This is a genomic window from Allobosea sp. 2KB_26 (assembly GCF_052115715.1).
Lineage (GTDB): Bacteria > Pseudomonadota > Alphaproteobacteria > Rhizobiales > Beijerinckiaceae > Allobosea.
Window position 1 is genome coordinate 92,882 of record NZ_JBFRHE010000012.1, and the last position, 14,455, is coordinate 107,336.

At 63.3% G+C, this 14,455-nt stretch carries 14 protein-coding genes; 2 read left to right on the plus strand and 12 right to left on the minus strand.

What is annotated here, in order from left to right; all coding sequences use genetic code 11:
• Window positions 1–32: 32 nt before the first annotated feature.
• A complete protein-coding gene (locus AB4099_RS25930; RefSeq protein WP_113518512.1) occupies window positions 33–1,025 on the plus strand; it encodes a Bug family tripartite tricarboxylate transporter substrate binding protein in 993 nt (330 codons plus the stop codon).
• Between the two features lie 17 nt (window positions 1,026–1,042).
• On the opposite strand, the gene lpxB is transcribed toward AB4099_RS25930, so the two are convergent.
• The 11 genes from lpxB to frr form a co-directional block, all read right to left on the minus strand.
• Window positions 1,043–2,206, minus strand: a complete 1,164-nt coding sequence (lpxB, locus tag AB4099_RS25935; RefSeq protein ID WP_441480177.1) for a lipid-A-disaccharide synthase — start codon at window positions 2,204–2,206, stop codon at window positions 1,043–1,045.
• Window positions 2,203–3,063, minus strand: coding sequence for an LpxI family protein (locus tag AB4099_RS25940; protein WP_162768454.1), 861 nt, complete (start codon window positions 3,061–3,063; stop codon window positions 2,203–2,205). The genes lpxB and AB4099_RS25940 overlap by 4 nt, the downstream gene beginning before the upstream one ends.
• Window positions 3,060–3,869 carry an acyl-ACP--UDP-N-acetylglucosamine O-acyltransferase gene (gene lpxA / locus AB4099_RS25945; RefSeq protein ID WP_113518509.1) on the minus strand — a complete coding sequence of 270 codons (810 nt, stop codon included), beginning with the start codon at window positions 3,867–3,869 and terminating at the stop codon, window positions 3,060–3,062. Before lpxA ends, AB4099_RS25940 begins: the two co-directional genes overlap by 4 nt.
• A gap of 38 nt (window positions 3,870–3,907) precedes the next feature.
• The gene (gene fabZ / locus AB4099_RS25950; protein WP_043236894.1) at window positions 3,908–4,366 is read right to left on the minus strand and encodes a 3-hydroxyacyl-ACP dehydratase FabZ; all 459 of its coding nucleotides are present in this window, start codon (window positions 4,364–4,366) and stop codon (window positions 3,908–3,910) included.
• Window positions 4,367–4,576: 210 nt separating this feature from the next.
• On the minus strand, window positions 4,577–5,638 hold the full coding sequence (gene lpxD, locus AB4099_RS25955; RefSeq protein ID WP_441480178.1) for a UDP-3-O-(3-hydroxymyristoyl)glucosamine N-acyltransferase: 1,062 nt from the start codon (window positions 5,636–5,638) through the stop codon (window positions 4,577–4,579).
• A gap of 38 nt (window positions 5,639–5,676) precedes the next feature.
• Window positions 5,677–8,196 (minus strand): outer membrane protein assembly factor BamA, encoded by a 2,520-nt coding sequence (bamA, locus tag AB4099_RS25960; protein ID WP_441480179.1) that lies wholly within the window; start codon window positions 8,194–8,196, stop codon window positions 5,677–5,679.
• 268 nt (window positions 8,197–8,464) lie between these two features.
• On the minus strand, window positions 8,465–9,616 hold the full coding sequence (gene rseP, locus AB4099_RS25965; RefSeq protein WP_441480180.1) for an RIP metalloprotease RseP: 1,152 nt from the start codon (window positions 9,614–9,616) through the stop codon (window positions 8,465–8,467).
• A gap of 23 nt (window positions 9,617–9,639) precedes the next feature.
• Window positions 9,640–10,818 carry a 1-deoxy-D-xylulose-5-phosphate reductoisomerase gene (dxr, locus tag AB4099_RS25970; protein ID WP_441480181.1) on the minus strand — a complete coding sequence of 393 codons (1,179 nt, stop codon included), beginning with the start codon at window positions 10,816–10,818 and terminating at the stop codon, window positions 9,640–9,642.
• A gap of 7 nt (window positions 10,819–10,825) precedes the next feature.
• Window positions 10,826–11,656: a phosphatidate cytidylyltransferase gene (locus AB4099_RS25975; protein ID WP_441480182.1), complete on the minus strand. Its 831-nt coding sequence runs from the start codon at window positions 11,654–11,656 to the stop codon at window positions 10,826–10,828.
• The gene (locus AB4099_RS25980; protein WP_441480183.1) at window positions 11,653–12,414 is read right to left on the minus strand and encodes an isoprenyl transferase; all 762 of its coding nucleotides are present in this window, start codon (window positions 12,412–12,414) and stop codon (window positions 11,653–11,655) included. Before AB4099_RS25980 ends, AB4099_RS25975 begins: the two co-directional genes overlap by 4 nt.
• 67 nt (window positions 12,415–12,481) lie before the next feature.
• Entirely contained in the window at window positions 12,482–13,045 is a 564-nt protein-coding gene (gene frr / locus AB4099_RS25985) for a ribosome recycling factor (RefSeq protein WP_113518502.1), read from the minus strand.
• A 254-nt stretch (window positions 13,046–13,299) separates the two neighbouring features.
• Between frr and AB4099_RS25990 the strand changes: the two genes are divergently transcribed.
• Window positions 13,300–13,713, plus strand: a complete 414-nt coding sequence (locus AB4099_RS25990; protein WP_113518501.1) for a VOC family protein — start codon at window positions 13,300–13,302, stop codon at window positions 13,711–13,713.
• Window positions 13,714–13,741: 28 nt separating this feature from the next.
• On the opposite strand, the gene pyrH is transcribed toward AB4099_RS25990, so the two are convergent.
• On the minus strand, window positions 13,742–14,449 hold the full coding sequence (gene pyrH / locus AB4099_RS25995) for a UMP kinase (RefSeq protein WP_113518500.1): 708 nt from the start codon (window positions 14,447–14,449) through the stop codon (window positions 13,742–13,744).
• Window positions 14,450–14,455: the final 6 nt, after the last annotated feature.

Here is a 14,455-nt window from a genome sequence, read left to right on the forward strand (position 1 = left end):
GCGTTCCGCAGAGCAATGACGGAAAACGCCAGATGGACCGCATCACAACACCGAACCGCCGCGCTTTCATGGCTGGGGCCGGGGCGTCCGCCCTCGTGGCCGGCAGCTTGCCCGCGCGAGCCCAGAGCTTCCCGGCACGGCCGATCATGCTGGTCGTGCCCTTTGCCGCTGGCGGCTCGACCGATATCGTCGCCCGCCTTGTCGGTGCGAAAATGGCCGAGTCCCTTGGCCAGCAAGTGGTGATCGAGAACCGCGCCGGCGCAGGCGGCAATGTCGGCTCGACCGCGGTCGCACGCGCCGCGCCCGATGGCTATACGATCCTGATGGGCACGATTTCGACCCATGCCCTCAATCCGGCGATCCTCAAGGTCGTGACATTCGATCCGGTCAAGGATTTCACGCCGATCTCCCTGTTGGCGGTCGTGCCCAACGTCATGGTCGTACACCCGAGCTTTCCGGCCAAGACGGTCCAGGAGGTCGTCAAGGTCCTGAAGGACAACCCAGGCAAGTACTCCTACGCCTCATCGGGTGTGGGCACGCCGCTGCATCTTTCGGGAGAGCTCTTCAAGTCGCTCGGCGGCGTGAGCATGAACCATGTTCCCTACCGCGGCGCCGGCCCGGCGCTCAACGATGTCGTGTCGGGCGCCGTGCCGATCATGTTCGACAACCTGCCCTCCTCCGCGCAGTTCATTCGCAGCGGCCAACTCCGCGCGATCGGCGTTACTACGAAGGAGCGCGTGCCCTCGTTCCCGGAGATACCGACCATCGCCGAAGGTGGTCTTGCCGGCTATGAAACCTATACGTGGAACGCGCTATTTGGTCCGGCGAATATGCCAAGGCCAGTCGTCGAGCGCTTGAACGCCGAGGCCAACAAGGCGCTGACAGATCCCACAGTGAAGCAGCGCTTGAACGATGTCAGCGCCGTCATCGTCGGCTCGACACCGGAAGCCCTGGGCGAACACGTCAAGGTCGAATTCGCGAAATGGGGCCCCATCGCCAAGGCATCGGGTGCGGCGCTCGAATGAGCGCTGCACCGCGCTGATCAGGCCGCCAATAGTCCCAGGGCGGCATCGACCGCGTTCTCGGCCGGGCTCGCCCCGGCCGATTTCATGATGCGCTCGACATCCGCGAAGCCGGTAAGCTGGGCCTCGCGCACAGGGCCATCGCTCAGGACCGCCAACAAGGCTGCGCTGAGCGCTTCGGGTGAGGCTTCGTCCTGGATGAACTCGGGAACGATACGCGCGCCCGCAACGAGATTGGGCAGGATCACGGTGGGCAGCTTGATCAGCCTGCGCGCCAGCATCGCTTCCCAGGCAGCGCCGCGATAAGCTGCGACGAGAGGCACCTGTGCCAAGGCAAGTTCGAGCGTCACGGTCCCGGAGGCCGCGAGTGCTGCGCGCGCCGTGCGAAAAGCTTCAAGCTTGGCGTCCTCGCCGTCGACGAGATGCGGCTTCACCGGCCAGGTCGAGGCAGCCTCTTCGATCATGCTGCGCAGATGCGGCACGGCCGGCAGCACGAAGCGCGCGCCGGGCACCTTGTCCGCGATGCGTGAGACCGTCTCGCCAAAGGCCGGCATCAGGTGGTTGATTTCCGAGCGGCGGCTGCCGGGAAGGACCAGGATGTCCGGCGTCGAAGGGGCATTGCGCCGCACCTGTTCCTCGTCACTCGGCCGCAGCTCGGCGAGCCGCTCGATCAAGGGGTGACCGACATAGATCGTCTTCGGTCCGCCCAGCCTTTCCAGCGCAGCGGGCTCGAAGGGCAACAGCGCCAGGATGCGATCGACATGTGGCGCCATCTTGCGGGCGCGGCCCGAACGCCAGGCCCAGACGCTGGGGCAAACCCAATGCGCAATCGGGATTGCGGACGATGCCCGTCGGACTTTTTTCGCGACGCGCAGCGAGAAATCCGGGCTGTCGATGGTGAGCAGGAGATCAGGCGCGAAAGCAACGACCCCCTTGGCTGCATCAGACATGCGCCGGAGCAACAGGGGCAGCCTCGCCAGGACCGGACCAAACCCCATCACGGCGATATCGGATTGGGGAAAAAGCGGCCGCAGTCCCTGTGCGATCAGGCCCTCTCCGCCGACGCCCACGATCTCGAGCGGACGATCACCCAACCGCTGCCGCAGGACGGTGAGAAAACGCAGTGCCAGAGCATCACCAGACGCTTCGCCCGCAATGACGGCGAGTCTGAAGGGCCGGTTCACGCGACGCCCTCGACGAAGAGGCCAAGCTCGTCGGCCAGTGCGCCCAGTCGAACGCTGTCTCCGACTAGCACATTGCCGGCGCGAAGTGCGATGCCGGAGAGTCCGGCCTTGGCCGCGTTCCGCAGGGTTTCAGGTCCGATCGCCGGCATGTCGACGCGCAGGTCTTGGCCGTCCTTGGGGGCCTTGACCAGAACGCCATCGCCCTTGTCGATCTTGAGACGCCCTGCGCTCACCAGCTCGGCGACGCGCCTGATCATGGCGTCGGTACCCTCTGCAGCCTCAATTGCCACGATACGATGATCGGCAACGATTGCGGCCTGACCGACATCGAAGGGCGACAAAGCCGCCAGCAAGGAGAAGCCATGTTCGATGCCGTCGCGCGCCACGGCCGAGACGCTGCGGCGCCCCAGTGGGCCGAGCGGCGCGGTCAAGCCCGGAGCGATCTCGGCTGGACCATGAACGCGAAAACCCCGCCCCTCGAAGAACTGGACCACGCCCTTGAGCAAATGATCGTCTCCGCCGCGAAAGGCGCGAGCGAAGTGGGGCAGGTATTTCAGCGTCGAGGGCTCGGGCATCAGCGAGCCAAAGCTCGGCCGCGGCAGCGCGCCGATCATGACGATATCGACGATCCCGCGTCGCTTGAGCTCGTCGAGCAATCGCCCGAGTTGTCCCAGGCGATAGACACGCGAGGATTCAGGATCGAAATCGCTCGGGTTGGCTGCGCCGTCGATCGCCGCGATATAAAGCTGATGCCCCCGCGCTGTCGCTAGCCGGGCCAGATGCGGAGGGTATTCGCCGCCTCCGGCTATGATCGCGAGAGGAAAGGCGCCGGTCGCTGCGTCGCTGCCCGTGCTCACCGGTCGGGCGCGTTGACGTCGCGCGGAATGCAGATGGCGCGGTCGCTGCCCGAGCGGATGAAATCGAGGATCTCGAGCATCAGCGGGTGCGACGCAAATTCAGTCGCCACATCTTCGACACGCTCGGCCAAGGTGCCTTCATCGGCGAAGAGCAGGCGATAGGCGCGGCGCAGCTCATGAATCTGCTCCCGCGAGAAACCACGCCGCTTCAGCCCGACCAGATTGAGCCCGGCCAGATGCGCAGGATTGTCCCGCACCATGCCGAAGGGAATGACATCATTCATCACGCCGGCGCCGCCGCCGATGAAGGCGTGCTCTCCGATGCGAACGAACTGGTGGAGTCCCGTCCCGCCACTGACGATGACATAGTCGCCAACCTTGACATGGCCGGCGCTCATCACGTTGTTCGAAAAGATGACGTTGTTGCCGATCTCGTTGTCGTGGCCGACATGCGAATTGGCAAGGAACAGGCAGCGGTCGCCGATGACCGTCTTCATGCCGCCGCCTTCGGTGCCCGGATTCATCGTCACGCCTTCGCGGATCATGCAATCCGCGCCAATCGTCAGCGTCGACGGCTCGCCATGATATTTGAGATCCTGCGGCGGGTGGCCGATGGAAGCGAAGGGGTAGATCCTGGTCCGGGGGCCGATCGTGGTTCGGCCGGCGATTGCAACGTGGCTCAACAGCTCAGCGCCGTCCCCGAGAACGACATGGGGGCCGACCGTGCAGAACGGACCGATAACGACCCCCTCGCCCAGCTGCGCAGCCGGGTCGACGACCGACATCGGATGGATAGTCGCACTCATGAAGGTTCTGTCCTGATTTCGACGGAAAGCGGCTGGCCTTAAGCCACCATCGCGGAGATCTCAGCCTCCGCGACAAGCACGCCGTCAACTTTCGCCTCACCGCGATAGAACCAGATATTGCGCTTGCGGGCGACCTTGGTGAGGTGGAAACGCAAGGTATCGCCCGGCACGACCGGTTTGCGGAACTTGGCCTTGTCGATCGTGGTGAAGAGGACGGACTGTACCGCTTCCTCGTCAATTCCCCGCGCGCTGACGACGAGCACGCCGGCGGTCTGCGCCATGGCCTCGATCATCAACACACCCGGAAAGACCGGACGGCCGGGGAAATGTCCGGTGAACTGGGGTTCGTTGGCGGTGACGTTCTTGATGCCAATGCCGGACTCGTCGCCATTCATCTCGATGACACGGTCGACGAGAAGGAACGGATAGCGGTGGGGAATGCAGGCCATGATCTTCTGAATATCGGCCACACCCAGCGATGTCGTCGCGTCGGTCATGCTCTCCCGTCTCCCGCGCAGGCCTGCCGGCTTCGCCCGCAAAGTTGTATCGTTTAAATCGATGCCGGAACAGGACGTTGCGGCTCGCGCCGGGTTCCTGTCAGCTTCTATGCCCGTTTGCCGGAAATGGTACCGGTGGATCAAGCGAATTCGACAGGAGGCCCGCGCTTCGCGTGGATTGCAAAGGCTGCCTCGCGCTCTCGCGTACCGTCAGCTTTCCGAACCGCCCGAAGACTTGCCGCGCTTTGCAACAAGAGATTTGAGAAGCGCTGTTTCGCGCGCCCAGCTGAGCGCCGGTTGCGCGGGGTAACCGCCATAGCGCGCGCCGCGAGGGATGTCACCGGCGACGCCGCTCTGAGCGGCAACCTGCGCGCCCATCCCGACCGTGAGATGCCCGGCGAGTCCGACCTGGCCGCCGAGCACGACGAAATCTTCCAGGGTCGAAGAACCGGCGATGCCGACCTGCGAAACGATCACGCAATGGCGGCCGATCACGCAGTTATGGCCGATCTGAACGAGATTGTCGATCTTCGTGCCTTCGCCAATGACGGTATCGCGGCTTGCGCCCCGGTCGATGCAGCTATTGGCACCGATCTCGACATCGTCCTGGATGATGACGCGACCGATCTGCGGCACCTTCATATGGCCCTTGGGGCTCATCGCGAAACCAAAGCCGTCCTGGCCGATCCGGACACCCGGATGAATTATGACCCGATTACCGACCAAGGCGGACTGCAAGGTGCTGCCTGCCCCGATCGCGCAATCACGCCCGATGCGGACCTGGGGTCCGATCACGGCATGCGAGGCGATCACGGAACCGGCGCCGATTTCGGCTCCGGGACCGACAACGGCGCCCGGATCGATCGTGACGTTATCCTCGATCCTTGCGGTCGCGTGGACGAAAGCCCCCGGCGCGACGCCCTGCGAGCCAAAGACCGATCGTGGCTTGAGCGCTTCTGGATAGAAGCGCGCCATGATCCTCGCAAAGGCATGGTAGGGCGCGGGCGAGACGAGTGCGACGGTGCCCGAGGGAACGCGGGCGGCAAAGCGAGAAGAGACCAGGCACAGCCCAGCCGACGTTCCGGCCAGCGCATCCGTATATTTGGGGTTGTCCATATAGGCGATGTCATCGGGTCCGGCAGCCTCGAGGGCAGCCGCGCCGGTAACGAGCCGCGTGGCATCCACCCCTTCCGGAAGAGTGACGCCTGAAATGGCAGCGACCTCGCCGTAGCTCAGCGAGGTCGCGATCGGGAAGAATTGTGGATCTGACATGCAATGGGTCCGTTGCGGGGCGTTTCCGCCCCGCCGCGTCAGAAGCGGGTGCCGCCGGAGAAGCGGAAGGCCTGCAGACGGTCGCCGCCATAGCGGACACCGGTCGTCGGATCGCGCACGCCATCATCCTTGGTAAGGGCATAGGCGTAGTCGAACCGGATCGGTCCGAGTGGCGACTGCCAGAGCAAGCTTACGCCAACCGAGGACCGGAGGACGTTCTTGTCGCGTACGCAAGCCACGTTGCTCTGGTAGATGGATGTGCTCGGAACGGCGAACTGTCGAGCCTCGGATCCAGCCGGGCAAAGCCCCGTCGTCGTCGGGACCGGATTGGTGACCACCTTCGAGCCACCATCATAGTCGAACAGCGTACCGGCATCGGCAAAGACCGCGCCGCGCAGGCCAAGGTCACGCGGCAAGCCCCAGATCGGGAACTGCACCTCGACCGAACCACCGAAATAGCTCTGGCCGCCGAGAGCGTTGGCCGTCGGGTCGTTCAGCACGTCGCGCGGGCCGATGCCGGACGGGGCGAAGCCGCGCACCAGGCTCGGGCCGAGGAAGTAGTGATCGACCATGCGCAAGTTGCCTTGCGTCGCCTGGACGTGACCGCCCTGGACCCGGAGGAAGCCGACGACATCGTCGAAGATCTCGCGATAATAGCGAGCGTCCGCCGCGACACGCAGGAACTTCGAGTCGCCGCCGAGGCCGGCGAATTCCGGCTTCAATTCGGCAATGAAGCCGTTGCGCGGCGTCTGGTAGTTATCAAGCGAGTTGTAGTTCAGCGTCACGCCCGCGAGCGAGGTCAGTGTCGTGCCACGCGCTTCCTTGACCGCAAGTGTCGCTTCGCCATTCGTCAAGCAGTTGAAATTCGATGTTGCTGCAAAGGCAGAGCCTGGAGCTCCAGGTGTAATCCCAGGGATCGGAACCGAGCAGTCGTTATACGGCCGGCTCGACGTGTTCGGGATCTTGATCTCGGTCGTATAGAGCGAGTAGCGCGGCGTGATCGAGAACTCTTCCGTGATCGGGAAGGTGAACCGCAACTGACCGCCGGTCACGCGACTTTCGTAGCGGCCGATATTGTAGTTGTCGTTGTACTTCGAGAACAGATCGATACCGGCCGCGATACGGCGGCCGAGGAAATAGGGCTCGGTGAACGAGAAGTCGATGCCCTGGGTCCGCTGCCCCAGCGTGCCGGCAATCTTCACGAACTGGCCGCGGCCAAGGAAGTTTGATTCCGACAGCGAGACTTCGCCGATGACACCGTCAGACGTCGAATAACCGCCCGCGATCGAGAAGGAGCCGGTGGCCTTGTCCTCGACGTCGATGTTCATGATGACCCGGTCAGGCGCGCTGCCCGGCTCATTGGTGATGCGAACCTTGTTGAAGAAGCCGAGGTTGTTCAGGCGCCGTTCGGCGCGATCAACCATCACCTTGTTGTAGGCATCGCCCTCACCCAGGTCGAGCTCGCGGCGGACCACATAGTCGCGAGTCCGCGTATTGCCGCGCACATTGATGCGCTCGACATAGACCCGCGGGCCTTCTTCGACGACATAGGTAATGCCGATCAGGCGGCCAGCAGCGTCACGGTCGCCGCGCGGACGAACCTGCGCGAAGGGATGACCGCGGCGCGACACTTCGGTCGTGAGGCTGACGAGGGACTTTTCGACCGCCTCGGCATTGTAGGTATCGCCAGCCGAGGTCGCGAGGAGCCTTTGCATGGTCGCCGAGTCGATATCGCTGAGCTGAGAATCGACTGCAACATTGCCGACCTTGTACTGCGGCCCTTCATCGATCGTGACGTCGATGACCCAGCCACCCTTGGCGTCATCGAAGCGCGCGTCGCTCGCAACGACCCGGAAGTCGGCATAGCCGTTCTTCAGATAGAAGCGGCGAACCAGATCGAGATCGGACGCGATACGGTCGGGATCATAGACGTCGGAGGTCTTGATGAAGCTGAGGAAGTTCGATTCCGTCGAGCTCATCAACCCGCGCAGGCGCGATGCCGAATAGGCACCGTTACCCGCGAAATTGATTTCCTTGATGCCGGTCTTGCCGCTCTCGGCAATAGTGAAGACCACGTCAGAGCGACCGTTGGGCAATGGCGCGATCCGCCCGGAGATCGTCGCAGTGCCGTAACCGGCCCGGCGATAGACTTCCTTCAGCCGCTGCACATCAGAGTCGATCAGCGCCTGGCTCAGAGGGCCACGCGCCTTCGATTCGACCTGCTGCAGCAACATGTCGCTCTTGAGGCGCTTGTTGCCTTCGAACGCGACGCGATTGATCGTGTCGTTCTCGTGAACCGAGATCACAGTCTGGTTGCCGCGGCGGCTGACCTGGACGTTCGAGAACAGCCCGGTCGCCATCAGGCTCTGCCGAACCTCCTGCGGACCACCCTGCCCTGCATAGGACCGAATGGTCTCCGCATCGACGCGACGGTTGCCTTGGACAATCACGGCCTGCGCAAAAACTACGCCACCGCTAACGGCCAACATAAAGGCCGAAAGTCCGACTGATCGAGAGAGCCGCATTTTGAAAGACCGGCTCTTTGGGGTCGACGTCATCGGGTCGCCTATTCCATTTAGTAGGTCACCACCCCAACCGGGGACACCTGCCTTTGGGCAGGTGCATGGCGACATTGCAGACCAATCGCTTCTACAAAGTTTCCGACGAGGTGCAAACGAACATTGTCGTTAACAAATTATTTTTAACCGCGTCGTTGCCAGGAGGCCACGCGCCTCGCGCCGAGAGCCCGATTCGACGCAGCTTTCGCGCCGATCGGCAATGAATCTTGCCGCAGGAGACATCCTTCGTGGGCTTGCCAGCCGGAGTCTACAGACGCGAGTGAACGTGGAGAATGTCATTCCAGGTCACGAAGATCATCAGCATCAAGACCAGCCCAAATCCGACCCGAAAGCCGATTTCCTGGGCGCGCTCGCTCAAGGGACGGCCGCGGAGAGCCTCGATCGCATAGAACATCAGATGCCCACCATCGAGCATCGGAACCGGCAACAGGTTCATCAGGCCGATCGAGACCGAGAGAATCGCCGCAAGATTGATCAGTGCGAGCAGGCCGCCGTTGGAAGCGACCATCCCGGAAACCTGAGCGATGCGGATCGGACCCGAAAGCTGGTCCGTTGATTCACGCCCCGTGACCAACTTGGACAGGTAGTCATAGGTCCGGTCGACCACGAACCAGGTCTCGGTAAATCCAACCTTCACAGCTTCCCCGAGGCTGTAATGCTGGGTCGTCCAATCCTCGGCGCGGCGGGAGGCCTGGACCCCGATAACGCCGATGCGCTGTTTGCCAAGAGCCGTCGATGTCTCGTCAAGATCGGGCGTAACAGGCAGGGTCACCATGGTGCCGGCGCGATCGACCGTCACCGAGAGAGTCTCGTTCGGGTGGGTCGAGACCACTCTTTGCATGTCGCTGAAGCTGCGGATCTGCTTGCCGTCAATCGTCAGGACGATATCCCCGGCGAGCAGGCCTGCGCGCTCAGCCGCCTTGCCGGCGATCACCTGTTCGACCCGGGGCGTCAGGATCGGGCGGCCGAAGGCGTAGACGGTGCCGGCGAAGATGAGAATGGCCAGCAGGAAATTGGCGATGGGGCCAGCCGCGACGATTGCAGCTCGTTCACCGATCGATTGAGCGGGGAAGGAACGCGCCCGCTGTTCCGCCGTCATACGCTCGACTTCAGCGCTGTCGGCCGCGGAGCTCGAGGGATCGGCATCCCCGGAGAATTTCACATAGCCGCCAAGGGGGATCAGCGCGAAGCGCCAGCGCGTGCCGTGCTTGTCGACGAAGCCAAAAAGCTCGCGGCCGAAGCCGATCGAGAACACCTTCACATCGACGCCGCACCAGCGTCCGACGAGAAAGTGCCCGAGCTCGTGCACAAATACAACGATGGTCAGGACAAACAGGAACGGCACCAGATAGCCGAGCAGGAAGCTGCCCGAGTTCCAGACGGTCGCTGCAATATCCATAAAATTCTCCCGATCCCTGCCCCTTACGTGACAGTGAAGGTGCCCCTCGACAAGAGGAGGCGAGCGCGGTTTCTCGCCTCATGGTCAATAGCAAGGGCAGCTTCAATATCGACCGGCGCCCCGATGCCGGCACCGAACCCGCTGCAGACGGCATCGACGAGAGCCGGGATGCCGGGAAAGCTGATTCGTCCGGCAAGAAAAGCCTCGACCGCGACTTCATTGGCGGCATTGAGGATGGCCGGCACCGCGCCTCCGGTCTTCAACGCTGCAATTGCCAGAGCAAGCGCCGGAAAGCGGGCAAGATCAGGGCGCTCGAAGGCCAGGGGAGCGGTCGTCACAAGATCGACAAAGCGCGTGGCCGGCGCATCCAGGCGGCCATCGACACCGAGACAATGCGCGGCGGCAACCCGCATATCCGGAACAGCCATGCCCGCCGTGACCGAGCCATCGCGGAAGGTGACGAGGCCATGCACGATCTGCTGGGGATGCACCAGAACCTCGAGCTGATCATGGTTCAGCCCGAACAGGAAATAGGCCTCGATCAGTTCAAGGCCCTTGTTCATCATGCTGGCGGAGTCGATCGTAATCTTGGCGCCCATTGCATAATTCGGGTGCGCCAGAGCCTGCTCCGGCTTGGCAGCTGCAATGCGTTCTGCAGACCAGGTGCGGAACGGCCCCCCCGATGCCGTCAGCGTCATGGAACGGATCGCCGAGATCGGCTCGGCTCCAAGCGCCTGGAAGAGAGCATTATGCTCCGAATCGAGCGGAAGAACATGCGCTCCCACCGCCCTGGCCCGCGCCATCACGGCGGCCCCGGCACAAACCAGACTCTCTTTATTGGCCAGCGCAATCACGCGGCCCGGCGTCAAGGCTGCGAAGGTTGCCTCCAGCCCGGCCGCTCCGGCTATGGCACTGACGACGATATCGCTCGGCATCGCGACGGCATCGAGAACGGCCTGGCGGCCCGCCCCACTGCCAATGCCGCTGCCAGCCAGGGCCTGCGCCAGAGCGTCACCCCCTGCGTCATCGGCTAGGGCGGCGAAGCGCGCACCGGTCTCGACCGCCACCCGAGCAAGGCCGGCTGCGTCCCGGCCGCCAACCACGACATCGATCTTCAGGCGATCAGGATTCTCCGCGACGACATCACGCGTCGACCGGCCAATGGAGCCCGTGGCTCCAAGAAGAGTGACGAGACGGCGCATGACGTCGTCAGAACTCCAGGTGCGCCAGGAACAGTGCAGCACCAACAAGGACCAAGACGGCCCAGTAGCCATCAAGCCGATCGAAAAAGCCACCATGGCCCGGGATCAGCTTGCTCGAATCCTTGGTACCAAAGCGGCGTTTGACCGCAGATTCAAAGAGATCGCCAGCCTGACTCACGATCGAGGCCAAGAGCGACGCGGCAATCACGAAGGCTGGACCAGCGGCTGCCGTCGCTCCCGGGGTCAGCATCCAGACGGCGTAGCCGCCAAGCGTGCCGGCAGCCGTTCCGCCGAGCGCGCCGGACCAGGTCTTCTTCGGACTGATTGCGGGCATCAGCTTCGGACCACCAAGGGCGCGGCCCGTAAAATAGGCGGCAATATCGGTCAGCCAGCAGACCGCGAAGGTCCAGATGATCACAGCAAACCCGAATTCCGGAAGTGCGCGCAGCGCTGGCGTGATCAGGGCAAAGGCGAGCGCATAGGCGACACCGCAGGCTTCCAGCCAACCCCGCCTTTCGAGGACCGGGGTCAGGACGGCCCCAAAGAAAGCCGCGAAGGCCGAAACACCAGCAAGCGCCACCGGGTTGATCGGAGCGAGGCCGAGCGCCAGACCGGCAATCGTAACGCCGATGCCTGCGGGCACCGCATTCCGGCGGCTGACGATCGCGAGCCATTCATAGGCGACCAACCCGGCAGCAAGCGCCCAGATGAGTCTGAACGGCCAGCCTCCGATAAATGTCGCGGCGACAATGCCCGCAGCCAGCACCAGCGCGGATGCGATACGCAGCTTCAGTTCGCTCGGGCCGGCAGCCGGACTGCCGGAAGGTTCGTCACTCACGCTACGCCCACATTGCGGCCGGATGGTTCCGACACACCGCCGAAACGGCGTTCGCGGCGGCGATACTCAGTCAGCGCCTCTTCCAACGCGGCACGATCGAAATCCGGCCAGAGTACCGGGGTGAACACGAATTCTGCATAGGCGGCCTGCCACAGCAGAAAATTTGAGATTCGCGTCTCACCCGACGTGCGGATGACAAGTTCAGGATCAGGCAGATCGGCGGTATCGAGCCGCTCGGACAGGCTGCTCTCATCAATCGCACCGGCGTCGATACGGCCCGCCGCAACATCCGAGGCCAGTCGGCGCGCCGCTCGGACGATCTCGTCGCGCGAGCCGTAGTTGAAGGCGACGACGAGCGTCATTCCCGTGTTGTCGCGCGTGGTCGCCTCGGCATGCTCGACCAGCCGGCGCAGATCGGGTGCCAGATCGCTCCTGCCCCCAATAACACGGACACGCACGCCGGCCGCACCGAGCTCGGTCAGATCCTTCTCGATGAAATGCTTGAGCAGCGTCATCAGAAACGAGACTTCGGCAGCGGGCCGGCGCCAGTTCTCTGTCGAGAAACTGTAGACCGTCAGAATCTCGATGCCGAGATCGCTGGCGTTCCGCACAGTACGGCGCAAGGCCTCCAGCCCGCGCCGATGCCCTTCATGTCGCGGCAGACCGCGCAACTGAGCCCAGCGCCCGTTGCCATCCATGATTACTGCGACATGGGAGGGCCCTGCAGCCTGGACACCCGGACGCTGGCCTGCTGACATTCTCGTGCCTCTTTCGGCGTTGCGTCCCGAACCCTTGCCAGCGGCTCAAACCCGCCGGGCGACAGGATCAGACGTGCAGGATTTCCTTTTCCTTCGCCGCCAGCGCCTGATCGATTTCGGCGATATGCTGGTCTGTGGCCTTCTGGACCTGATCCGACTCGCGCGTCACATCATCCTTGGTCAGATGACCGTCCTTTTCGAGCTTCTTGATCACATCGATGCCGTCGCGCCGGACATGGCGCACGGCGATCTTGGATTCCTCGGCATATTTATGGGCGACCTTGACCATCTCCTTGCGGCGCTGCTCGTTCAGCTCCGGAATCCGGATGCGCAGCACCTGCCCCTCGGTCTGGGGGTTGAGGCCGAGATCGGATTCGCGGATCGCCTTCTCCACGGCCTGGACCATGCTGCGGTCCCAGACCTGAACACTGAGCAGGCGCGCCTCAGGCACGCTAACCGTGGCAAGTTGGGTCAAGGGCGTACGCGCGCCATAGGCCTCGACCTGGATCGGATCGAGAACGTTGGCGGACGCGCGGCCGGTGCGCAGGGAGGCGAGATCGCTCCTGAAGGATTGCACTGCACCCTGCATCCGACGCTTTACGTCGGCGAGGTCGAATGTCGTCTGGGCCATTTTAGTCAAGACCTTGCAGATAATCGAAAACCGGCGCGACCATGGCCGCGGCCCCGCTCAGGGTCAAGGATTTCATACTCCAACAGCACCTTCCCGGGACAATCTGCAAGGGAAAATCCTCCAGATGCAGGACGGGCATGGCGCACGGACGATCGGAGACAGTGGCAAGACCACGCGACGCTTCCTAGTTTGAAGGTCGGGCCTCCGTCGTGACGTCATCGGCCGGGTTCGAGCAAGCTCTGAGGAACAACCACGTGCCCCGTCTGAACCGCATCATTGAAACCGCACTCTATGTCGAAGATCTCGATCGCGCGCAGACTTTCTACGAGACCAAGCTCGGCTTGAAGCCGATGCTGCAGACCAGGACGTTGTTCGCCTACGATGTCGGCGGAGAAAGTGTGCTTCTGCTCTTCCTCCGGGGGCAATCCCTCCACACCCAATCATCAGCCAACGGCAATATTCCGCCGCATGACGGTCATGGCCCTCTCCATATCTGCTTCGCGATCGACACCAGCGAACTCACGGCCTGGGAAGAGCGGCTCCAGCAGCACGGGATCGATATCGAGGGCCGGATGAGCTGGGATCGCGGCGGAAGCAGCATCTATTTCCGTGATCCCGACGGCCACCTGCTGGAATTGATGACGCCGGGGATCTGGCCGAACTACTGAGTCGTGTTGCCGCAATGGAACCCGAGGATCAGGGCGTCACATAGGTCGCCCTGCCCTCGCCGCGCAGAACGGCCGCAAGCGCGCCGGTTTCGGCGATCGAGAACACAACGATGGTCAGCCCGGCGTCGCGCGCCAGCGCGAAGGCAGCCGTGTCCATCACCTTGAGATCATGCCTGATCGCCTCGGCATGGGTCAGGCTTTCGTAGCGCTTGGCGTTCGGATCCTTCTTCGGATCGGCGGTGTAGACGCCGTCGACCTGCGTCGCCTTCAGCAATTGCTGGCAGTCGAGCTCGGCCGCCCGAAGGGCCGCTCCGGTATCGGTGGTGAAATAGGGATTGCCCGTGCCGCCGCCAAGGATGACGACCTTGCCATGGCTGAGATGATCGAGCGCGCGCCGGCGCGCATAGCTCTCGCAGAGCGAGGGCATGGGCACAGCCGACATCGCGCGGGCTGGGGCGCCGGCAATCTCGATGGCATGCTCGAGCGCGAGCGCGTTCATCACGGTGCCGAGCATACCGATCGAGTCGGCGCTTGGTCGGTCGAGGCCCTTGTTCAAGCCCTGGACACCGCGAAAGAAATTGCCGCCGCCGACGACGATCGCAATCTCGACACCTTCATGCGCTGCCTTCGCGATATCGGCGGCGAGCGCCGTCAGAGTCGTACCGTCGAGGCCGGATCCTGCATTTCCCGCAAGGGCTTCGCCGGAGAGCTTCACAAGAACGCGTTTGGGTCTCACCGGCTT